Annotated in this window: 24 protein-coding genes; 1 reads left to right on the top strand and 23 read right to left on the bottom strand. The window is 37.4% G+C overall.

What is annotated here, in order from left to right; genetic code table 11:
* Window positions 1–45 precede the first annotated feature (45 nt).
* From PVA17_RS18100 to PVA17_RS18030, 15 genes are all read right to left on the bottom strand, one after another.
* Window positions 46–1089, bottom strand: coding sequence for a sensor histidine kinase (locus tag PVA17_RS18100; RefSeq protein WP_274068485.1), 1044 nt, complete (start codon window positions 1087–1089; stop codon window positions 46–48).
* Complete coding sequence (locus PVA17_RS18095; RefSeq protein WP_274068484.1) at window positions 1086–1748, bottom strand: response regulator transcription factor; 663 nt, start codon at window positions 1746–1748, stop codon at window positions 1086–1088. The genes PVA17_RS18100 and PVA17_RS18095 overlap by 4 nt, the downstream gene beginning before the upstream one ends.
* 143 nt (window positions 1749–1891) lie before the next feature.
* The gene (locus tag PVA17_RS18090; protein WP_274068483.1) at window positions 1892–2026 is read right to left on the bottom strand and encodes a hypothetical protein; all 135 of its coding nucleotides are present in this window, start codon (window positions 2024–2026) and stop codon (window positions 1892–1894) included.
* Between the two features lie 328 nt (window positions 2027–2354).
* On the bottom strand, window positions 2355–3071 hold the full coding sequence (locus PVA17_RS18085) for a glucosamine-6-phosphate deaminase (RefSeq protein WP_274068482.1): 717 nt from the start codon (window positions 3069–3071) through the stop codon (window positions 2355–2357).
* A 98-nt stretch (window positions 3072–3169) separates the two neighbouring features.
* The gene (gene nagE, locus PVA17_RS18080) at window positions 3170–5116 is read right to left on the bottom strand and encodes an N-acetylglucosamine-specific PTS transporter subunit IIBC (RefSeq protein ID WP_274068481.1); all 1947 of its coding nucleotides are present in this window, start codon (window positions 5114–5116) and stop codon (window positions 3170–3172) included.
* Window positions 5117–5350: 234 nt separating this feature from the next.
* On the bottom strand, window positions 5351–6298 hold the full coding sequence (locus tag PVA17_RS18075; RefSeq protein WP_274068480.1) for an ABC transporter permease: 948 nt from the start codon (window positions 6296–6298) through the stop codon (window positions 5351–5353).
* Window positions 6267–7190 carry an ABC transporter ATP-binding protein gene (locus PVA17_RS18070; protein ID WP_132362899.1) on the bottom strand — a complete coding sequence of 308 codons (924 nt, stop codon included), beginning with the start codon at window positions 7188–7190 and terminating at the stop codon, window positions 6267–6269. Before PVA17_RS18070 ends, PVA17_RS18075 begins: the two co-directional genes overlap by 32 nt.
* 5 nt (window positions 7191–7195) lie before the next feature.
* Window positions 7196–7891, bottom strand: a complete 696-nt coding sequence (locus PVA17_RS18065) for an ATP-binding cassette domain-containing protein (protein WP_132362901.1) — start codon at window positions 7889–7891, stop codon at window positions 7196–7198.
* Between the two features lie 10 nt (window positions 7892–7901).
* The gene (locus PVA17_RS18060; RefSeq protein ID WP_132362903.1) at window positions 7902–8258 is read right to left on the bottom strand and encodes a GntR family transcriptional regulator; all 357 of its coding nucleotides are present in this window, start codon (window positions 8256–8258) and stop codon (window positions 7902–7904) included.
* Entirely contained in the window at window positions 8255–9028 is a 774-nt protein-coding gene (locus PVA17_RS18055; RefSeq protein ID WP_274068479.1) for a hypothetical protein, read from the bottom strand. Before PVA17_RS18055 ends, PVA17_RS18060 begins: the two co-directional genes overlap by 4 nt.
* 33 nt (window positions 9029–9061) lie before the next feature.
* Window positions 9062–9322: a hypothetical protein gene (locus PVA17_RS18050; protein ID WP_274068478.1), complete on the bottom strand. Its 261-nt coding sequence runs from the start codon at window positions 9320–9322 to the stop codon at window positions 9062–9064.
* Between the two features lie 155 nt (window positions 9323–9477).
* The gene (locus PVA17_RS18045; RefSeq protein ID WP_274068477.1) at window positions 9478–10236 is read right to left on the bottom strand and encodes an ABC transporter ATP-binding protein; all 759 of its coding nucleotides are present in this window, start codon (window positions 10234–10236) and stop codon (window positions 9478–9480) included.
* A gap of 3 nt (window positions 10237–10239) precedes the next feature.
* Window positions 10240–12558 (bottom strand): ABC transporter permease, encoded by a 2319-nt coding sequence (locus PVA17_RS18040; RefSeq protein WP_274068476.1) that lies wholly within the window; start codon window positions 12556–12558, stop codon window positions 10240–10242.
* The gene (locus tag PVA17_RS18035; protein ID WP_274068475.1) at window positions 12543–12785 is read right to left on the bottom strand and encodes a hypothetical protein; all 243 of its coding nucleotides are present in this window, start codon (window positions 12783–12785) and stop codon (window positions 12543–12545) included. The genes PVA17_RS18040 and PVA17_RS18035 overlap by 16 nt, the downstream gene beginning before the upstream one ends.
* Before the next feature lie 126 nt (window positions 12786–12911).
* The gene (locus tag PVA17_RS18030; RefSeq protein ID WP_274068474.1) at window positions 12912–13562 is read right to left on the bottom strand and encodes a TetR/AcrR family transcriptional regulator; all 651 of its coding nucleotides are present in this window, start codon (window positions 13560–13562) and stop codon (window positions 12912–12914) included.
* A 197-nt stretch (window positions 13563–13759) separates the two neighbouring features.
* On the opposite strand from PVA17_RS18030, the gene PVA17_RS18025 reads away from it, so the two are divergent.
* Entirely contained in the window at window positions 13760–14626 is an 867-nt protein-coding gene (locus tag PVA17_RS18025; RefSeq protein ID WP_274068473.1) for a pentapeptide repeat-containing protein, read from the top strand.
* A gap of 298 nt (window positions 14627–14924) precedes the next feature.
* On the opposite strand, the gene PVA17_RS18020 is transcribed toward PVA17_RS18025, so the two are convergent.
* The 8 genes from PVA17_RS18020 to PVA17_RS17985 all read right to left on the bottom strand — a co-directional run bounded on the left by PVA17_RS18020 (window position 14925) and on the right by PVA17_RS17985 (window position 22895).
* Complete coding sequence (locus tag PVA17_RS18020; protein WP_274068472.1) at window positions 14925–15140, bottom strand: hypothetical protein; 216 nt, start codon at window positions 15138–15140, stop codon at window positions 14925–14927.
* A 224-nt stretch (window positions 15141–15364) separates the two neighbouring features.
* Window positions 15365–15550, bottom strand: coding sequence for a hypothetical protein (locus PVA17_RS18015; RefSeq protein ID WP_274068471.1), 186 nt, complete (start codon window positions 15548–15550; stop codon window positions 15365–15367).
* Between the two features lie 255 nt (window positions 15551–15805).
* Window positions 15806–17521 carry an FTR1 family iron permease gene (locus PVA17_RS18010; protein ID WP_274068470.1) on the bottom strand — a complete coding sequence of 572 codons (1716 nt, stop codon included), beginning with the start codon at window positions 17519–17521 and terminating at the stop codon, window positions 15806–15808.
* Entirely contained in the window at window positions 17496–18755 is a 1260-nt protein-coding gene (gene efeB, locus PVA17_RS18005) for an iron uptake transporter deferrochelatase/peroxidase subunit (protein ID WP_274068469.1), read from the bottom strand. Before efeB ends, PVA17_RS18010 begins: the two co-directional genes overlap by 26 nt.
* A 6-nt stretch (window positions 18756–18761) precedes the next feature.
* Window positions 18762–19625 (bottom strand): iron uptake system protein EfeO, encoded by an 864-nt coding sequence (efeO, locus tag PVA17_RS18000; protein WP_274068468.1) that lies wholly within the window; start codon window positions 19623–19625, stop codon window positions 18762–18764.
* 143 nt (window positions 19626–19768) lie between these two features.
* Window positions 19769–20968 carry an MFS transporter gene (locus PVA17_RS17995; protein ID WP_274068467.1) on the bottom strand — a complete coding sequence of 400 codons (1200 nt, stop codon included), beginning with the start codon at window positions 20966–20968 and terminating at the stop codon, window positions 19769–19771.
* Between the two features lie 12 nt (window positions 20969–20980).
* On the bottom strand, window positions 20981–21409 hold the full coding sequence (locus tag PVA17_RS17990) for a MarR family winged helix-turn-helix transcriptional regulator (protein ID WP_274068466.1): 429 nt from the start codon (window positions 21407–21409) through the stop codon (window positions 20981–20983).
* Window positions 21410–21947: 538 nt separating this feature from the next.
* The gene (locus tag PVA17_RS17985; protein WP_274068465.1) at window positions 21948–22895 is read right to left on the bottom strand and encodes a nuclease-related domain-containing protein; all 948 of its coding nucleotides are present in this window, start codon (window positions 22893–22895) and stop codon (window positions 21948–21950) included.
* Window positions 22896–23000: the final 105 nt, after the last annotated feature.

The following is a 23000-nucleotide window of genomic DNA, read 5'->3' as shown; positions in this document are numbered from 1 at the left end:
CAACCATTCCTTTCACCATAAGTATATTGAACAGTTGTGTAGAAATTATGTAGAAAGAGGCATTTGTATCCAAAATGTAGTTCCTCTATTTTTTTCACTTTTGACGGAAATTGTACCGTTATGTGCTTCCACAAGTTTTTTGGTAATTGTCATACCAATACCATTGCCAGTATATCGATTTTCCACTCGATAATTTCGCTCAAAGATTTTTTTACTTGTTTCTTCATCCATACCAATTCCATTATCATGTACAAGAATTATATAATCGTCATTTTCTTTAAATAATTTAATTAGTATAATGCCATCTTTTTGCACATGGTACATAGCATTTTTTATAATATTGTGTAGAATTTGATTCAATCTCAAAGCATCTACCTTTGCATGGACTGTTTTGTCTAAATCTAAATCTACCTGAATTTCTTTTTCAAGTAATTCACTTGCCAACGTAATCACAGACTTTTCAATTACATTAGCAATCGGTTGCTCTTTCATCATGACCTTAAATGTGGGATTATTAATATCATTTAAGGTATCCAATTCTCCAACAAGAAGAGTTAGCCTATCAATTTCCTCAACACATGCTTTCAAACGAGCTGGAGTAGCTGTCCAAATCCCATCTTCAAATGCACTTAAATAGCTTTTTATTGAGGCTAATGGATTACGAATTTCATGTGCAAGATCCTGGGTCATTTCTTTACGACGGAGTTCATAAGTGTTTAACGTTTCATCTAGTTTCATCAGTGATCTACCTAATTGACCAATTTGATCATTAATCGTATAGCTTATCTTTAAGTGCCGGTCTCCACGCACTAGTCTTAACGCAAAATGATTCAGTTCTTGGATAGGTTTCGTTAATGTTTTTGCAATTAACAAACTAGAAATTAGTATAACAATAAGCAAAAGGCCTAATGACCACATGGCCGTTTCCCTTAATGCCATATCAAAATGATGAATTAATTCATTAGAATCTGTAATATGGAGCATCATCAAATGTTCATGACCTTTATACAGTAATATCCCTGTGATAAATAAAAGTATGCTTGTAGAAAAGATAGCTATAATTAAGGCAATTTTTAGATGAAACTTCATTGATTTATAACCTTTTCATTTATTTTGTAGCCCAAACCAAAGACAGTTTGGATGTACTCTTCCTTAACTTTTTTACGGATATTTTTAATATGTTGATCCACAATACGTGAATTCATGTTCGAATCGAAGCTATATATTTTTTGAATAATATCATCCCTGCTAAAAACCTTTTTAGGATTTTCAGCTAGTAATAGTAAAATGCTAAATTCATGTGGCGTGAGCTGAATACTTTGATCATTTATTAATACTTTTCGCTCCTCTTTATGGAGTTCCAACTGTCCTAAAATAATAATTTGGTTTTTATATGAACTGGGTAACAACCGCTCTGCTCTTATTAATATTTCTTTAGGGTGAAATGGTTTAACGACATAGTCATCTGCACCCATTTCAAATCCAATTACTTTATCATCAATGGAGATTTTTGCTGTAAGCATAATCACAGGAATATCGTAATTTGATTTTACATAATGGCAAATGTCTTCACCGGCTATATCAGGTAACATTAAATCTAAAATAATCATATCAAGAGGTACTTGATCGATCATTTGGATTGCGGATTCTCCTGTATGTGCAACATATGTATAATCACCGTTTTTTTCAAAATAAGATGCCAATACCTCTGTAATCTTTTCTTCATCATCTACGATTAACACTTTCATGTTCCAATTACACCCACTTTATATAAGAATTCATAAAACAAATTTCATACATACTCTCAAGCTAATAACCTGTTAATGAATTTTTTAGATTTGAACTTTAAGTTAGAGAAATTCTTCTTCCAAACTTTAATTCTTGCTCTATATTAATTATTAACTACATCTTTGTAAATCAGATGACAAACTGCTAAGAACACCTCAACCTCACGTTGTTCAGCCGTCTCTCGAAAATTCTCTTTTTTCGCTGCAACAATAAAAGTTCGTAACCATTCTGTTTCCATAGACCCGCCTCTCTAGTTTTTCATTCATTATATCGAATTCTATTTACGTCTTGAAACATTTTCTACACACACTAACGCCTTGGCATAATTGCGTCCGGAATTGGCTCAGATGTTTTTTGCGCGAAAGCGTAGCGGCAGCAGCAGAGATGCAGGGCAGATAGCCGTTATCGCAATGGATGCGATGATTTTAAGCTAACATCCTTTATCAACCCCTTTCCGCCGGAGTGCAGCGGATATTGTACACCTGCTGAAATAGTTAAAAAAGCAGTTGAAGCTCTACAATCTCTTGTATCTTCAACTGCTTATAACCTTGTCTAATAGAACCTGACTAGCTGGACGTACGAGGGCCTATTCCATCCTCTTGTAAATCTGTTAATATCATAACATTTGGATGCTTTGTTAATACACTTGCTGGCACATCTTCCGTATAGTCAGATGCAAGTACATGTTTTAAAACATCACGTTTTGCATCTCCAACAGCGATTAACAAAATGCATTTTGCGCGTATAATGGATTGAATCCCCATCGTTATGGCTTGCGTTGGAACTTCTTCGATTGAATCAAAGAAGCGTGCATTTGCTTGGCGAGTAGATTGTTCAAGCGTTATTAGATGTGTCAATGAATCAAATGCTGTTCCTGGTTCATTGAAACCGATATGGCCATTTTGTCCAATACCAAGCAATTGGAAATCTAACGGATGCTGTTGTAATAAAGATTCATAGCGTGCAGCTTCCTCTGTAGGATTATCAGCTAAACCATTCGGTAAATAGGCTTCTTTAAACGGTTTATGACGAAATAAATGTGTAGCCATATAATATGCATAGCTTTGTTCATGTTTAGCACTTAATCCAACATATTCGTCTAAATTAAAGCTAATACAATCAGAAAAATCAACCTCAGTCTCACAAATTTTAGAATATAGCGGTTCCATTGTACCTCCTGTAGCTAAACCGAACGTTGTAGCACCGTTATTTTTTGCATCCGTAATAATGTCTACTGCACGAGCGTATAATTCATTTCTAGAAGAATAACGTTCTAATTTCAATTTTAGATGCCCCTTTCCTCAAATTCATTAAAGCTCCATTCCTTGTAAATCACATTCTAAAAGTTGTAATCATCCCTTTTTATTCAAATCCTTGTTTATTACTTTTTAATAGAAATAATATTATTAGAACCAGCTCGTTGGAAACCGGATTTTTCAAGTGTAACTCCTCGTCCAATTAAATTTGTGAATACAATTGGTGTGACGATAGAAGGTACTTTGTCTTTAATGTTCTTTAAGTCTACTTTTAATAATGGATCACCCCGTTGAATCAACTGCCCCTCTGAAACTATCATTTCAAACCCTTCACCGTTTAGCTTGACAGTATCTAAACCAACATGAATTAGTATTTCTACACCTGTATCGGATTTTAAGCCGATAGCATGCTTCGTCGGGAAAATCATGACTACTCTTCCATCAAACGGTGCATAAACCGTACCATCTGTCGGATAAATTCCAAAACCGGGTCCCATTATACCTGATGAAAAGGCTTCGTCAGGCACTTCAGTTAACGGTATTAAATCACCTGTCATGGGCATTTCAAAATCATCTGAAGAAATTGTTGCTTGTGCTACAGTCTCTTTAAAAATAGATGGATCTTGCTGTAAAGAAATATTTGCAGGAGTTGGGTTACCTTTTTTCAGGCGTTCTTTCATAGCTTCTGCTAAAAATTCGACTGATGTACCGATAATCACTTGTACGTTTGTCTTATTAATTCGCATAACACCACGCGCACCCGTTTGTTTTAACATTTTTTCATCCACCTGATCCACATCGCCAACAGTCATACGAAGACGGGTTGTGCAGTAATCAACTTGCTTAATATTAGTTGGTCCACCTAACGCTTCGATTGTTTTGTAAGCTCGAACATCTAAATCGTTAGATAGAGCTGCATCAGCTTCCGTTCCGTCCTCCTCCTCATCCTCACGACCTGGCGTTTTTAAGTCTAATTTCTTAATTAAGAAATAAAAAATGACGAAGTAAATAGCGCCAAAACCTAATCCCAATGGAATTAATAGCCATGGTCTATCTGCTAAACCGAAATTTAATAGATAGTCAATTAAACCTGCTGAAAAACCGAAACCATCACGGAATCCAATCATATAAGAGATCGCAAGCGAAATACCTGTTAATACAGCATGGATACCATAAAGTACAGGTGATAAGAACATAAAGGTAAATTCAATCGGCTCTGTCACACCTGTTAAGAATGCTGTTAACGCGATGGATACAAACATACCACCGACTACTGCACGTTTTTCCTTTTTCGCTGCAAAATACATCGCAAGACACGCTGCTGGTAACCCAAACATCATGATTGGGAAGAAACCTGCTTGGAAATGTCCTGCTGTTGGGTCTCCTGCTAAAAAGCGATGGATATCCCCTTTGACAAGTTCGCCAGCAGCATTTGTAAATTCGCCAAAGTCAAACCAGATGATTGTATTAATAACATGATGTAGACCGACTGGAATTAATAGTCGATTGAAAAAACCATACATTCCAACCCCAAGTGATCCTGCACCAATAAACCAGTTCCCTACTGCATCGATTCCACCTTGAATTGGGCCCCACACTAAAGCTAAAATACTAGCTAAAACTGCCATTGTAATAGACGTTATAATCGGTACAAATCGCCGTCCTCCAAAGAAGGATAACCATTCTGGAAATTTAACATTATAAAATTTGTTATACAGTAAGCCTGCTGTAACACCAGCAATAATACCGCCAAATACGCCCATATTTAAGTCTTTATTAACAGCCCCTAATACTGCGACTAATATAAGATGGGCAATGGCACCTGCTAACGCAGCGCCACCACTATTATCGTGCGCAAAGCCTATAGCAATACCGATTGCAAAAATAATGGGTAAATTACCTAAAATAGCATCACCTGAAGCAGCCATAATGCTTGCAATATAATGCACAACGTCATTCGGTACTGCACCAAGCATATCATCAGAGCCTAAACGTAATAGTAATGCAGCTGCTGGTAAAGTAGCGATTGGAAACATTAACGACCTACCAATTTTTTGTAAGAAAGCTAACAATTTTCCGCCCCCTTTAGGTATAGTTGTCTATACCAATTATTGTACTATCTATTATATTCTTTATCTAGAAAAAAACAACCAATTTTCAGAATTTTCGATTTTTATAACTTGTATTCAACCTGTATGTATTTTATTTATATTCTAAAAATTGTCTCATCCAGACAAAAAAAGCACCTCCAATTGTTAGTTATATTTCTAACAATTGAGGTGCAGTTCATGAAAGCTAACGCATTTTTATGCTGTTACATCACGTTTCATAAATGTCATATAGCTGATCACAAGGAAAATTACAGCGTAAATCGCAAGAATTGTGAGTGAGAATGGCATTGTCATACCATCTATTATAAAATTGCCTTTTTCATACTGTGTTAAGTCTGAATGTGTTAGCCAAATATATTTAACGATTTTAAATCTGCTTAGGAACATCACAATCATTCCACCTGTAAAAGATAAGAACATCGTTAAGCCAATCGCTAAAGAGCTTGAACGGAAAACTGAGCCCACTAAGAAAGCAAACAATATTGACATGACAAAGCTTCCGCCAGAAAGTAAGTAGTGATAAGCTAAATCATTCCATACTGCTTTTTCAACAATTTGACCATTGACCATTTCTAGCTCAACACCAGTTGAACCGCCAAATAGTATCAGTCCAACAAGAGCACTTACTACTACATTGACAACAAACAATAAGAGTCCAAATATGAAAGTTGTAAGTAATTTTGACGTTAATATTTTTGCGCGCGAAACCGGACGCGTTAATAGCATTTTAATCGTACCAGTAGAGAATTCACTAGATACAATACTTGCTGCAGTAATAACTGTAAACAATGTCACTAAAGTCAGCATGCCACCTGTCAATGACATAAAACTCTCTACGCTACCATCTACTTGTGACGGTACATTATTGGCTAATCGATACTCCGAAATAGCAATTTGCTCCTCAAAGTATTTTTTATCCTCTACCGATATATTGTCTTCGTTCATAAACTCTTTATTATTATTAATGGCCTGTTGTTCACTTTCCTGCCACGTTATATCTTCTGTTATTTTTGTATCAAAGTATTTCAGCATAATACCTGGACCAATAATAAAGAGGATAACTAGCGCGACCATTACCCAAGTTCCTTTTTTATGCCATAATTTCATCCATTCATTTTGAATTAGCTTCAGCAATTTGGCCACCTCCTGTCATTTCTAAGAATTGATCCTCTAACGTTTTTTGATGCGGTTGTACAGCAAATAATTGAATTCCTTCATTCACAAATTGCATTATTAGTTTCGGTATATCCTCTTTCTTTATTTCCACCACATAACCGTTATTTTCTGTCACAAAGTTGTAATCAAGCTTTTGTAGAAGTGCTGCAGCCTGATCATTTGGTGTAGCTTCAATATAATAAAACGAAGAAGTTTCAACGTTGATATCACGAATATCAATGAGTTTGCCATTTTGTATAACAGCTACTCGATCACACATTAACTCAATTTCGGATAATAAATGACTGGAGACAAAAACAGATACTCCATCCTCCGCCGCGATTTTACGTAAATACATACGAAACTCTCGGATACCTGCTGGATCCAGCCCATTTGTTGGTTCATCTAAAATTAAAAATTTTGGTCGATGAAGCAGTGCCTGTGCAAGTCCTAAACGCTGACGCATCCCTAACGAATACGTTGATACCTTTTCATGAATGCGTTTCTCAAGACCAACTTGTTTAACGACCTCTTCAATACGCTCTTTTGTTACGTTTTTATGCATACGCGCAAAATGCAGTAAGTTTTTATAGCCCGTCATAAATTTATACATTTCCGGATTTTCTACAATTACGCCGACCTTACTAATCGCCTCTTCATAATTGTCCTTTAGGGAAAGACCATCAATAATGACGTTCCCCTCAGTTGGATGCATAAGCCCTGTCATCATACGAATTGTCGTCGTTTTCCCTGCGCCATTCGGTCCTAAAAATCCAGTAATTTGACCTGGATATAAATCGATATTCAATTGCTGAATCAATTGCTTACCACGAATGGTTTTTGAAATATTTTGCAATTGAACAATAGGTTGTGTTGTCATTAATTTCACCCTTTCTTATAAAATGCCTTCATCCATTGCACAGCATCCTTATTCGACATATCTCGAATCGTCTCTACTTCCTCATGTGCAATAATCGAACCATTTTGCAATAAAATGATTTGATCTAAAATAGGCTCTACTTCATATAATTCATGTGTTGATAATAAAATTGTCTGATGTTCAATATCAGTAAATTGAATTAACCCTTTAATGAGCTGTTCACGAACAATAGGATCAAGACCAGAAAATGGCTCATCCATTACATAATAAGGTACTTCTCGCCCAAGAGTTGCGGCCATTTTCATTCGACCACGATTGCCCTTTGATAATTGCCGTAGTTTCACACTTTTATCAACTTGCAAAAACTCCGCAACAATACATGCCTTATCATACGAAAAATCTTCGAATTGAGAAGCATAATGCTGAAAAAGCTGCTCACCTGTGTAAAAATCAAAAAATAAATCAATATCTGGTAAATAAGCAATTTTATCAGCACTTCTACGTGTAACAGGTGTTCCATTTAGCAATACTTCCCCACTTGATGGACGTAATATGCCTGTCAACACTTTTAGTAGTGTCGACTTGCCACTACCATTTTCTCCAACAAGCCCAATGATTTGTCCAACCGGAAAGGAAAATGACACATCCTGAAGAATAGGCTTTTTCATATAACGAAAAGAAACATTCGATAACTGTAGCATTTATTTCACCTCACGATTTATTTTGTAAAACAACAATCATCTCTTCCTTTGAAAATCCAAGTGCTTCAATGGAAGTTAAAAAATGATCTGCTAATTGTGTTTTCATTTCTTCGCGTAAAAGCGCAATTCGCTCTTCTTCAGTTGTAATAAATGTACCTTGACCTCGTTTGGTTTCCGTTATATTCATCGCTTCTAACTCCTTATACACCCGTTGCACAGTATTTACGTTAACACCTGTCTCCACTGCATATTCTCGAACCGAAGGAAGTCGATCCCCAAGCACTAACTTTCCTTTCAGAATGTCCCCACATATCCTATCTACGAGCTGACTATAAATGGGCTTATCACGTGAAAAGTCGATTGTCATCGTAAAACCACCTTTTCAAACCACTTAGTCGCTATGATAAATAGGACGGCTACCAAAATAAAAGTTGCTACTTCATCTACGATATACATGGTGCCCCAACTTAAATTCATTGTTTGTGACTTCGGAAAAAATGGTTCCAGACCCGTTAATGGAATACCTATACGATGGAAAATATTATCATATAATTTACTTTCTGTAAAATTGAACCATAAATTCAAACTAAAGAAAAAGGTAAACATCGTGATAACTACAGAAAAGTTACCAAATAAGTGTTTCATTTGGAGATTAAATGCAAAAAATAGTAGCACTATCACAAACATCATCAATTGGAAAATAACAATAATTGATACAACAAGCATAATCAATAAAAGGATTTGGGCGAAGTTGCCTATAATCTCTTCTTTAATATTGTATATAGCTATACTTACAAAGATAAAATTGAAGATAGCATATCCTATTAAGGAAAATACAATTTTCACACCTACAAGCTGCGCAATAGAACTAGTTGAATGCAGCCAGATCTCTTTGATCCTTAAGTCATTACGGATGCTAATTAGATATTGTAATACCGAAAAAAATACACCTAACATAAGTACTAATATCGAAAAGAAAAATGGCAGCTGGTTTTCCATCGTAAATTCACCACTAAAACGCCTAATTAAATATGGGACGATTATTGACAGCATGATCCCAATAAAAATGCCACTGAAAAGCCACGCCCTATAAAGCAACCATTCCTTTTTCAACAGCCCTGCAAAATTTTTCAACATAAACACCTCGAGTCATAGTGTACTAGTTAAATATTACACTATGACTTTTAAGTTTGCAAGCATTAAAAGAAAAAAAAGGAAGAACCTAAAAATATAGGCTTCTTCCTTCAGGTACAATGCAATATATGCACCTTCTGCAAGATTGGAGGTGATTTCCTGAGGGCGAAGTCTTCTAAAGAGCCTATGCTGGAATTCGCCGCTAAAAGTGTGAGTTGCGCCGCTAACCAAGCGAAGATCGCCACTAAAACCCGAAATTCCGCCGCTAACCAAGCATGGATCGCCGCTAAAACCCAATATTCCGCCGCTAACCAAGCATGGAACTGTCCGCTGAGCTGCCTGGTCGGCAAGATGTTGATCACGAAGGCGTTATTACAGGGCGTGATGTTTTTAGCCTTCGTTTCCCTGATGCTCGATCCAGGGTCTCATTCAGCGTTTGTTGATCTAACAACTCATATCCCTATTTCCCACATTTTCTCCGTTACTTTCCCTACTCTGTCATCAATATTCGTTCCGTCAAACTTTGGAAGCTTTAGCTCACTTACGATTTTTCCATCTCGCATAAACAAAACACGCTCTGTCCGCGCCGCTACCTTTACATCATGAGTGACAAGCATTATCGCAGTTCCGCCCTCGTTAATTTCGGAAAAGATGTCCATAATCTCCTGTGCTGATTTTGAGTTAAGAGCACCTGTTGGTTCATCGCCGAAGATGATTTTCGGGTTGTTCAAAAGCGCTCGACAGATCCCTGCTCGCTGTAGCTGCCCTCCCGAAACTTGTGTAATATCGCGCATTTTAAGCTCCTCTATACCAACTCTCTTCATAAGTGCTCGTGCCTTCTCTGATATTTTTGCAACATTTTTTCTATTCTCGCGCATTAATGGCAGAATAATATTATCGAGAAGATTTAGATTTTTAAGCATCGTTGGCTGCTGAAATACAAAGCCCATTTTAGTTCTACGTACATCTGAAAGTTCAACCTCCCCGATTGACGATAGATTAATGCCATCAAAAATAATCCTTCCGCCGTCAATACTGTCCATGCCGCTTAGTGCAAACATTAGCGTTGATTTACCCGAGCCAGAGGGTCCCATTATTGCAACAAACTCACCCTCGTTTATGTCAACGGACGCTCCGTCGAGAACATTGCACTTTTCATCACCCTCGCCGAAAGATTTTACAATATGTTCACCGATGATAATCTTCTTCATAAGCTACTCCTTTATATTTTCGGATATTTTTATTTTTCCTGCGCCCGATGTACCAATTATTGTTGTGATTAGTACCGAGCAAACTATCATTAACGGACAAAGCACGTACGCGGATAGTGGATTGATTGAAAAACTAAACGACGACGCTCCAAACGAAGAGATAACCGCGCCTGCCAGTACTTCTCCGAGTGTATTTGCTAGTAGAGTACCAAGAATAATTCCGATCATTGATACGAATACCGCTCGTGATGCAAACTGTATCGTAATATCCGGGTTTGTAAAACCTAATGCTTTCATAACGGCAATAGAATATCTGTCCTTTGCGACAAGCATTTTCATAAACAACAGTGTTACTAGTACCGTTATTACGAGTGCTATGGCAATTGCAGCAATGGATGCCTTACCTACCGATTTTATAGTCGAGCCGAATGTTTGAGTTACAAATTCATCGATATTGGAAATCTTAGCGAAAGTAAATTTGTCCGCATACTCTGAGACTTTTTCATTAACAAGAGATTTATGTGAAAGCTTCGCGCAGATCACGCTCCACATTATACCTTCCGAATTATCAGTAAAAACAGCCTTTGCCGTTTTTCCGCCGTTCGTAATGTCAGAATAAATGCCACTTACCGTGAACTTTATGTCCTTCCCCTTCCTCACGACCGTAATGACATCGCCGACATTTTTGCTCATTTCATCAGCGTTCAAAGATGAAAGTGCAATTTCGTTTTCAACTACGGGTGCTCTGCCCTCGGTATACTGAATGGGGAATATCGAATGGTCGCCAAGCTCGATTTTTATATTTTCTTCCGAACCGTCTTCCATTTTTGTTTTGAATGTCTTTGTTGTAAGGATGGTATATTTTGAAATGGACCTGTCGTTGTTCATAGATGTTAAAACTTCGGCAGATTTTTTAGAAATATGATCAGTCTGCTGAATATCGATACGAATATCGTAGTTTCCAATACCCATATATTTAATGAAACTTGTTGAGGAAATCGTGTTGTAAAGGTTTTGTGGAACAATGATGATAAATGATGAAATTACAAGTACGGCAAGCATTGTAGCGTAAAGTCTTTTCCTTGCGAGAACATCTTTGATACCGAGAAAAATATTCGTGTTAAGCAGCTTATTTCTATGCAGGCAAAAGCGCTTTGTCCCTGCGTTTTTTTCCTGTGAAATGCCAAAACGTATTGCTTCAGCAGCAGATATTTTCCGAAATCGTCTTAATACTCCGCTTACATAGGCAATTATCGCTAGGAATACAAGCAGAATGCCAATTATTCCTAATACAGCGGCAAACGAAGCGTTTTTGCTTTCGCCCATATAAAGTCGGATATTTTCAAGAAGCAGGTCTTTGAATATTAACGAAAGTGCAAAACCGAGAATACTCCCCGCTGCTGCAATCGCTGTGTACTTCGCAAGATAAATTTTCTTAATGTCAGAAAGACGCAGCCCTAACGCCTTCATTACACCAATTTCACGGTAATCATCCTCGATTTTCGCAAGGAGTGAAAAACGTATGCACAGAAAGGCGATTGCAACGACTAGAACGCTTATAAGAAGGATAACTGCTATCAGCAGCCCATCAGAAATTGCGTTAAGTGTTTTGAAAAGTGGATATGAAATCGTTGGTCCGTTCGCTTCAAGCCCTGCGGAGGCATAAGCAGTTTCAAATTCACTAAGCGTAGATAAATCCTTTAATCTAAACTCAATCAAATATTCCGTACTTCCATTGTCCTTTATTGCCACGTAATCATTCGGGCTAACTAAAAATCTTTTTGAGGAAGACAACATGGAATTCATCTGTGAATCACGAAGGAAGCCCGCAACAGTAAATTTCTTTCCACCGATTACGGCTTTATCACCGACCTTTATGTCGATGTCCTTCATATAGTTTATCGGAACATAAAGCTCCCCATCGGATACGTTTATGACGTTTCCATCAAGATCAAGAAGATAATCAAATTTTTCACTCTGTATACTGAAACCATTGTCTTGAACATTATTTGCAAGCGAACGATCACCTAAAATAATTTGCCCATTGTCCATATTAAGAAACTCAAGCACTTGAAATTCATCAACATAGTTGTTTTGCTCCGCGAAATTCGCAAGTCGTACAGTATCAATATCCCCCGAGTGCATTTGCATAAAATGCGGCGTTTTCGCCTGATTCATTAGAGAATCAATCGCACCAGAAAGATTGACAATAAGTATCGCCGAAAGGGAAACGAGCATAGCCGCAGCAGCGACAAATATCATTGTTGTCAGCGTTATCAGTTTGCTTTTAGCAATATCATTACGGATTAATCTGAAATACATACGTCACCTCTGTTTTCAAGCTTTTTAACTGACTTCAAATTGAACAGAATGAACGAAGTAACACATAATAAAACGCCAGCGATTATGATGAGTAAGCCCGTTCGTTTACCATAACCTGTACCGGTGTTAGCAAGAAATCCGCCGTTAACTAGCAAAGGAGTGAACATATAATCTGCAAGTATACCCGAAAGCGAAGGTAAAAACGCAAGTAACAATACAAGCGTCATTGCCGATGCCGTCTGCTGGAAAGCATAGATCGCAAGCCTAAACACTGTAAGCCCGCTCCCTATTGCTGAAATTAGCTGAGCTGAGCTGACCAAAGCAAAAGAAATTTCTTGAAAAAATTCTCTGAATCATCCATCGTTGTTTCCATTTTCTTCACCGCCATTGCCAAACATCTTCATCATGTACATAAGACTTCCGCTTTCGACACCGAGCAGTCTTTCTACGTTGAAGACAAAAGCTGGTATACGTGCAGCACGTTCTTCATCGGTTATATCAACCATATCATCATCAAAAACGGTATTCGTATAGGCCACAATCATTTCCATACATTCATACGGATACGGCGTGTTAAATAGTCCTTGCTCAATTCCCTCACGAATTATTTCCGTCAGTATTGGGGGAAGACCGTTCATAATGACCTTTTGTATTTTCTGATGCATAAGCGCGTTCTGAGGCTTATGTATATGGTCAATAATTTCCTTGCCGTTTCCGTCACTTATGTTTAATGCCATCACAACACGAACAATTCGCTCATGAACGGCTATGCTCTTATCTGCAGCAATTCGAGTGGCTGTTCCTAAAATTTCAGCATTATACCGCTCAATTAATGCGTCCATAATATCTTCCTTCGACTTGAAGTGATAATACAGCGTTCCTCGTGCAATTCCGACCTTTTCGAGAATATCGTTAGTACTAGTGCCATCAAAGCCCTTCTGACCGAAAAGCTCATCAGCCACATCAAGTATTTCGTTTCTGCGCTCCATCGCTTCTTTTCTCATGTTTACTCCTCCTCATAGACCGACTGTCTGTCGATGAAAATTATAGCATTTTACAATAAATTGTCAATAGGCGGCTGTTCCGATTTTGTAAATATCTAGAGATCAATAAATTCATCCATACAAAATTATCCTTTTAACGCATAATAAGTGATAGAATAAAATGTAAAAAGTTAATGTGTTAAGTGAGGTAAACAATCATGGCTGAAGTAAAAAAAATCGATTATACAATAGGAAAAAAAATACGCGAAGGCTTACAGGCCGATTGCCAAAGCTGTTTTGGTCTATGTTGTACAGCTTTAAATATTGCTGCTTCGAGCGACTTTGCCATTAATAAAGCAGCTGGCACACCTTGCCCTAATCTACAATCCGATTTTAGCTGTCAAATTCATAGTACACTTAGAGATCAAGGGTTTAAAGGATGTACAGTTTTTGATTGTTTAGGAGCAGGACAGAAAGTTTCACAAACAACTTTCCTTGGACAAGACTGGCGACAGCACCATGAAATTTCTGAGAAAATGTTTCGTGTTTTTCCGATTATGGAACAACTGTATGAAATGATTGCCTACGTCGCAGAGGCATTATCGTATACGGTTGATTCATCCCTATTTAACAAACTACATAGGCAATTAGAACAGCTACAGCGTGCAACTGAGCTAGAAGCAGATGCAATACTAGCAATAGATATTCCTAATTTCCGACTGCCGGTGAATGTTTTACTGTTAGAAACAAGTGAGCAAATTCGCCAAAGCTTTATCGAAGAGATTAATGGAAAAAGCGCTCGAAAGTATGACTATCGTGGGGCTGATTGGATTGGAAAGAATTTAAAGGGCAAGGATTTAAGAGCAACCGATCTTAGAGGAGCTTATTTAATTGCTGCCAACCTACAAAATGCAGATTTAAGAGGTGTTGATTTTATAGGTGCGGATTTACGTGACGCCAATTTACGCGGCGCAGACCTTTCTAGCAGTATGTTTTTAACCCAAATGCAAATAAATTCAGCACAGGGCAATCTACAAACAAAATTACCCTTCTACTTAAAACGTCCGTCTCATTGGGATAACTAACTTCTAAAAGAGGGGAAGTCAGCAATTAAAAACACTATATTGTTTGCTGAAAGTTGGATGGTATCTATGAAATCTTGAAAAAGATTGATCAAAATTAATCACAGCTTTGACTGTTCAAAGAGATGCAATGCAACATATGAAGATGTCGAAGCGCTCCTGGAAATGATAGAACAACATAACAAAAGGACTTACGTATATGAGTTGTAATACGCATAAGTCTCCTAGATTGTAGAAGCACAAATTCATAAAAAAAATTGTAACCAATGATTAAACAATCCCTACTCTAGTAAAGCCACATTTATAGATTATTAATTACCAATACATTTAAAACCCAACCAAGAATTGAAATGATAATAATACTCCAAGCATTTTTCTTACGCTGTATTACACCTACAATTCCCATAATCACCCCTAGTAATGGTGAAAATAGAATACCTATAATATATGCAAAAATATTGTAGGTATTATAACTGTAGGTTTCATTACTTTCATTACCGTGTTTTTCACTATCCATCTTCATTCCCCCGTCTACTTTAGGCCAATTTGATGTTGGTTACTGAGTCATGTGTTGATGTTCATAAAACCCTATTGTGCTGGCGACTTCGCTTTCGCACAGATAAATTGCCTCTAAGTTCCTCTATATCAGTGGAGGCTTTGACATCCACCGAAAGAGATCCAACTTTAAGTTAGCTCTCGTTGTAATTTTATGTAGCCTATTCGAATTAAAACGCAAATAAGTTAATCCTTTTTCCATTTATAAGGAATATTTGCCCAATCGTAAAATATATTAAAAAGGAAAAATAAAATTGAAGTTCCAATAATTTGCCCCCATTGAATGTCATCACGAAATAACCATTGAATGATAATAAATAGTATGAAAAAAATTAGCGAATAGTGTATATTTTTCTTTATAATTTTTACCATATACATCCTCCCCATACAATAGTACCCTTTTCTACTTGTTCAGGAAAGGCAACAATACAATTAATTACATAAAGTCGTAAAGTTGTATTGTAGAAAATGAGCCTATTTATTTTCCTTTTGACGATGCAGTAAATTATATCAACGTCCAATTTACAAAAAAACTAACCTTTGCTAAGTGCAAGACTTTCATATAGATTCATTTTTTTATTGAAAAGCAAAAAGGCAGATGAAAATAAAATCATCTGCCCCTCCTATTTATTTTTGTTTCTTTTTATAAATGATCGTAGCTACAACAAGTAAAAGTAAAATCGCTTGCCCAATCATTGTTTCTAGTGTTGGATAAAAACCAATGAAGCTGACAACTGGCAATCCATCTACAATTGTTGTTGAAACTGTATCTCTTAGCTGCAGTGTATGCAGACTGACACCAATAATTTTAAAGGCCAATACATAGATTAGCACCGTTGCCACTGCGAAAAATTTATGAATTGAAATTTTTCCACTTGCTTTCAATAACACAAATGCAAAAATAGTTAATAATATAAGTGCTACTACGATACCTAGCACAAATTGAGATGTCTCCATTTTAGGTGCAATCCCCGCATAAAAGACAAGTGTTTCTGCCCCTTCACGGAAAACGGATAAGAAGCTAATTACTGCCATCGCAAACACCGAGCCACTTGAGATGGCATTGCCCATTTGTTTGGAGATATAGCGATTCCAGCTTGTCACACTTGATTTACTATGGAGCCAAATACCAACGCCAATCATCATCGCTGCTGCTAGTAACCCAATATAACCTTCCATCAGCTCTCGACTTGTATCAATTGTCGCAGATTGGAAAAGTGTCGACATTAAAACAGCTGCTATCGCTGATACGAAGATGCCTACTAATGCGCCAACATATATCCATTTGCGCATTGTTTTTTGTCCAGATTTCTCTAAGAACGATACTAATGCCATAATAATAAGCAGTGCCTCTAAGCCTTCTCGCAGTAAGATTAATGCTGCATCCCACAGAGTATAATCCGAGTCACCTTGAATCAATTCAATTTCAGTGCGGAAAGTATCAAGCTTACTTTGAACTGCTTTGGCATCGACGTTAGACTTTAATAAGTCACTAACGAGGATCGGCATATCACTTTCAATTTTTGTATAAAGGCTGCCGTTACGTGTTGAAATACCAATTTCTACACTTGGCCATATTTTAATGAACTCTCGAATTTTATCAGATGCAGCCTTGTAATCACCTGCATCGATAAAATCGTTTGCCTCATCAATATAAGCGACTAGTGTTGCTAAAGAATACTCACCTTCAACAACTTCCGCCGTATCATTACCTGCTACAAAATTCTCGATTGTTTGTTTTAATTCTGCATATTGAGATTGCATTAAGGCTACATCTGGCTTTTCCGAAGCCAGTGAGATTCGGATAAAGGCCATCTGTGTTTCAATTTGTCCGTACATCGCAATACTTTGCTCACGTACAGGGCGTTCCATTTTCTTCCATTTCGTATTAAAATCCTTATACGCTGCGTCGATTTTAGTTAAATCACCACTTGCTAAGGCCTCTTCAAATGCTTTCATGTTAGGTTTAAATTTCGTGCCAAATTCTGCTCGCTGCGCAGCTTCATCTACAGGATTCTCAAGCTTTTCTAAAGCACGTAAGGCATTTGACAAATCAGACAATGCCTTTAAACGTTCTTCTTTGGAAGTAGCTTTAACTGCTTGCGCAAGAATTTCATCTACTTTTACTTTTGCGTCCTTTTGCTCAGACGTGACCGATGCCCAGTCTGTGGCAAATTGTTCAAGTGCATGTTCTGCCTCGGCTTCTTTGTCCTGTTTCGTATTCATTAGCGCATCACTAATAGAAATGTACAAATGACTATATGATTGCGCTGCCTGCACTGGTACAGCAAGTGCCAATAACAAGCAAAGTACTAAACTACAGCGCGTTAAAAAGTGCTTCACCTATATAACTCCCCTTTGATACACCAGGGAAGCAAGCAAACACTGCGCTGCCTCGATGGGTAATGTACTCATTCAATTTATCCATTCGCCCTAAGCTATTTTGGACTGTTGTAAATTGGGCTGGATCTTTTTGATAAGATATAAATAATAGTCCGGCATCATGTGTACCCGTATTCGTCATAACTCCAGATGCATAAGAGTATGAACGACGTAAAATACGTGCACCCGATTTACGTGCCAAGTGCACATGTGAAGTATCTGGCATAATATATTCACCATTACTATCCTTCGCCTCTACATCGAAATCATCAAATTCTTTCTTTTTACCAATAGGTGCACCACTATCGCGATAACGCCCAAATGTTGCTTCCTGATCTTTTAAAGATGTACGATCCCATGTTTCAAGATGCATCTGTATTTTACGAGCTACTAAATAAGAGCCGCCTTTTAGCCAACCTTTATCGACCCATACTACTTTATTTAAATCTTTTTCATCGGTACTCGATGGATTTACCGTACCATCCTTGAAAGCAAATAAATTTCTAGGTGAGCCACCGCCAGCTGGGAATGAGTTAAATCCTGCCTGTGACCATTTAATTTCTACCTTACCAGAAGCTGCACGAACTAAATTACGTACAGCGTGGAATGCCACCTGTGGATCATCCGCACATGCCTGAATACAAAGATCCCCACCAGTAAATTCTTTTTGTAACTGATCCTTTGGGAAATGAGGTAAGTCTTTTAATTCCTCAGGCTTCAAATGCTGGATACCAAGCTTATCAAACAAAGAAGGTCCTACACCTATTGTAATCGATAAGTTTGAAGCATCTAAGCCATCCGCTTCACCAGTATCTCCCGTCGGCACTCTAGTATTTGTTGTTAAATCTACCATTAATTCACCATTCATTAAACGTACAACAAGAGGTGTCCATTGTTGGAACAACTCTTGTAGTTCTTTCTTTGATGTAAATAAAACATCCAAAGAAGCAAAATATATATTTGTCTGAACAGGTGTAATAATGCCAGATTGATGTTTTCCATAGAAATCAACTTTGTTAACTGCTGTCGTGCTGTCTGCAACAGGCTCAAACACATCATAGCCCATTACTTTCATAACACCACCTAAGCCAGAAGCACCGATTGCTACACCAGCTACTCCCATACCTGTTAACTTTAACATGTCACGTCTAGATATTTTTTTATTGATCCATTTTTCATCATTTGACACTGTCATTTATTATCACTCCAAAATAATACCCATTTGGCTTAATGGTTCTCCAAGTTGATTTACGGCTGCTGCAAGTGCTTTTGTATTTTCTTCAGTTAATTCTTCATAAGAAACATACCCGCCATTAGCCGTTGCATGCTTGGCCAATAAATCATCTACTGCTTTGAACTTTTCATCCAATGTTACTACTAAGTCTTTGTCTTTCGCTTCTAATTTCGGACGTAGGATTTCAAAGATTTTTTCTGCACCTTCAATGTTGGCTTTAAAGTCATATAGGTCTGTGTGAGAATAGATTTCTTCTTCACCAGTGATTTTAGATGTTGATACTTCATTTAATAAATCAACCGCACCTGTAATCATTAAATCTGGTGATACTTCTACAGTTTGAACTAAAGCGTGTAATTCTTTAGCGTCTGCTAGTAATTGATCTGCAATTGCCTCGTAGCCTGCAGTTTTATTTTCTACCCAAAGCGCATGTTCAAGCTTATGATAACCTGACCATTCTTCCTCGCCCTTACCTTCTTCTTTAATATCAGCTAAACGACCGTCAATACGTGGATCCAGGTCGCCAAAGCTTTCAGCGATTGGCTCTGAACGCTCAAAATACATACGTGCTGGTGCATAGGCAGCTTTTGCTTTTTCAATGTCACCGGCTTTAAATGCGTTCACAAATTTTTCTGTTTCTAGTAAAAACTGATCCATTTGCTCTAAGGCAAATTTTTGATAGGCAGCAGTTTCAACGGATAAATCAACTGTAGCTTTTTCTGCTTGCTCTGTTGCAGGCTTATCTTCTTTTTTAGCTTCATCTGTATTGCCACAGCCAGTCATAAGAATGCCCCCTGCAACTAATACTGACAATAATGATGTTTTTTTCATGCTAAGTACCTACTTCCGAAATAGTTTATATCAAGAATGATAATGATTATCATCCTCGATTGCAAGAAGTATTTTTAATTAAAGAAAAAAACATCATTATCTAGGTGATAATAATGTTTTTTCTTCAATATAAAGATTCTAAACTATGAAATTTTTGCTTGTTTTACATTTTCATTTTTTCCATATAAAAAATAATAAAGGACAATTGAAACTAAAATAACGAATACCATCGCGAAGAAAATAGCACTGTAACCCGAAGTCGGAACGAAGAATCCTAAGAAATAAGGACCAACACCTAAACCTAAATCATATAAAATAAAATATGTCGATGTCGCAAGTCCTAAACGCTCATTTGGTGTAACTTTAATAGCGATTGCTTGCGCTACTGAATTGAAATTGCCATAGCCAATCCCTATGCAAGCTGCGGCTAGTAAAAATGCAACACTACTTGTCGCCGAACTAAAAGCGTACATACCGACTGCAAAAATGACTAGACATGGATAAATTACAATGTTCGCACCTCTAGTATCTAGTAATTTCCCTGTAAATGGACGTGTCGCTAAAATGACAATTGCATAAATAATAAAGAAATAACTTCCAGCTGTTACCAAATTAAGCTCTTTCGCATAAAACGTCATAAATGACATAACCCCTGAATAGGCAAAGCCAATAACGAGCGCCACAAAAGCAATTGGCACAGCACGCATTTCGATAAAATTGGATAGCTTAAATCCTGTTTTCTCAGCCATTTCTTTTGCCTTCTTCGGTGCATCTGGAATAGTTACGATAAAATACATCAAAAAGCAAACAATAGCCAATACGGAATCAACAGCAAAAATCATTCGATAATCTGCAAACAGCTGTGTTAAAAGAATACCTACAAAAGGTCCTATAGCCGTTGCTAAAATAGCACTTAAGCTATAATAACCGATACCTTCCCCTCGTCGCTCAGGAGGTAAAATTTGGGCAATAATTGTTCCTGTCGCCGTACTAGCCACCCCAAGTGCAATCCCTTGTACTAAACGATTAAGCATAAGAAGGAGCAAATTCGTCGCGATAAAATAAGACATCGTTGATAGCATAAACAATAATAATCCACAAAAAAGTGTTTTTTTGCTACCCCAATCCCCAATAATACGTCCAGTCCCGAGACGACCAAATAATGTACCAATAATAAAAATACTCGATACAAGCCCTGCCGTACTAGTTGAAGCCTCAAAATGCTCAACCGCATAGCCTGCAATTGTTACCATCAATAAAAAAAATATTAAGGTAATGGTAAAGTTAATGAGTGAGACGATTAAAAAGTCCTTCGTCCAAAGTTTTTGTCTAGATGCTTCCACTTTTTTTCTCTCCTACTGATTGATGTTTGCACAAATGTTCGCTAAAACTTGTGTCGCAATTTCAATATCTCGCTCTGATACCCCTGCGAGTGCCTGTTCCATAGTTGGTTTTAAATGCTCTTGAATTTCTTGCACAATCACTTCACCATTAACCGTTAATTGTACAAGCTTTTCACGTTTATCCCTACCCGCTACCGTTTCCACGTATCCAAGGTCCACAATCTTTTGTACAAGCCTTGTCACACTCGGCTTTTCAATATACATAAAATTCGCAATATCAACAAATGTATGTGGCCCTTTATCCTTCAATAATCGAAGGAGAGCCCATTGAGAGCTATACAGCTGATATTTCCCTAACTGCTCATTCACTAAATTGATAAACGGTCTGTACATTAAGCGGTACTGATTAAAAAACTCTTGTTCAATCGTCAACAATATCACTCCTTTTTAGTTAGTTAGCCTAACTAACTATATATCTTTATTTTTTATTTGTCTAGTCGGAATTAGCGAGAAATTTGGCTTTTTGAACTGGGAGAGCCGTCGGGCTGGTTTGTTCTTTACGTCACTTTTTGGTTTTTATCCGGCGGTACCTTGGTTCCTTCCGTCGCTTCGAGACTTCTTTCCGTCGATAGGGCTTTGCTTTCCGTCGCCCCTAATTCTATCCGTCACTTTAGGGTTTTCATCCGGCGGTACCTTGGTTCCTTCCGTCGCTTCGAGACTTTTTTCCGTCGATAGGGCTTTGCTTTCCGTCGCTCCTAATTCTATCCGTCACTTTAGGGTTTTCATCCGGCGGTACCTTGGTTCCTTCCGTCGCTTCGAGATTTCTTTCCGTCGATAGGACTTTGCTTTCCGTCGCCCCTAATTCTATCCGTCACTTTAGGGTTTTCATCCGGCGGTACCTTGGTTCCTTCCAACGCTTCGTACTTTTTTATTTCTACATTTTTTAGCAAAAATTTCAGACCGCTTGAATTTTTGCAAGTTAATTAACAATTAAATATTTCCTATTACTTTTTGTTCCCTCAGCTTTCAAATGTAACTTTTGTAGTAATTTATAAGCGGTATTCGGCGAATCGATTGCAAAAAACTCACAAAAGCTTCTATTTGTTAACGTTTCGCCTACTAGCAATCGATAATCTTCAAGCGTCCTAAAAATGGCTTCTCGATCAACTGCTCCGCAGTGTTGACAATACCATTTTGGGTAACGATAGTTCATTGTCTGTCCATTTAAACAACTTTCGCATAGCACGCCTTTTACTAAATCCTGAACAGGCAATACTATTTCTCTTTTTATGGGCCTATGCATGGACAATAATTTAGAAGCAAATTCAAAGAGCTTTTCCTCATTCACCACTGTCTTTTTATGCAGTTGAAGCCATTCTCGTACGTGATAACGTAAACCTGAAACATGAAAAATTGGTTGTCCCCTTAAACTTTTCGATAAAATAGCATTTTTCGTTGCCAAAACGACAGCATATTGAACGGGAATCTCAAGACTTGACTGTTGTAACATACCCATCATCCACTCCATATGGCGTCTACTTTGATGAATTGGATTCGTCATTCCCACGACATCGCCTTCTGTTGTAGTTCGCGTAAATTGATGAAAAGATTCATCGAAATCTAGAAAGCCTGTCACATTTTTAATTTCGAGTATCAATATAAATTGAGGACAAAGTAAAACGGTGTCTATTTGATGAGTATTACCATACTGATTAAGTATTTGTAAATCATGAAGAAAATAATGAGGTTGAGGTAACATGATTTCAAGCCATTCGGCATCTACTCTTTGCTCCCCAGCAAAGCCTGCGTGTATACGCCTCAACCTCTCAAAATAATTCATATATTCAGTATGTGTGCTAGGTAATCTTCGTATCAATGCCTCTAAAATTTTGTGTTGCTCTGATTCATTACGTTCTAATAAAATCATTTTTTCACCTCCCTCTATAAATGTTGATATATCAACGGTTTGACCCGTTTTCAAGAGTGATAAAAAAATTTTTTATCACATTTTTTACATAGTCTTTTCTAGTTC

The organism is Lysinibacillus sp. CNPSo 3705, from assembly GCF_028674935.1.
Classification (GTDB): domain Bacteria; phylum Bacillota; class Bacilli; order Bacillales_A; family Planococcaceae; genus Lysinibacillus.
The sequence above is the reverse complement of the archived record's forward strand: the minus strand, read 5'-3'. Positions and strand labels throughout refer to the sequence as shown.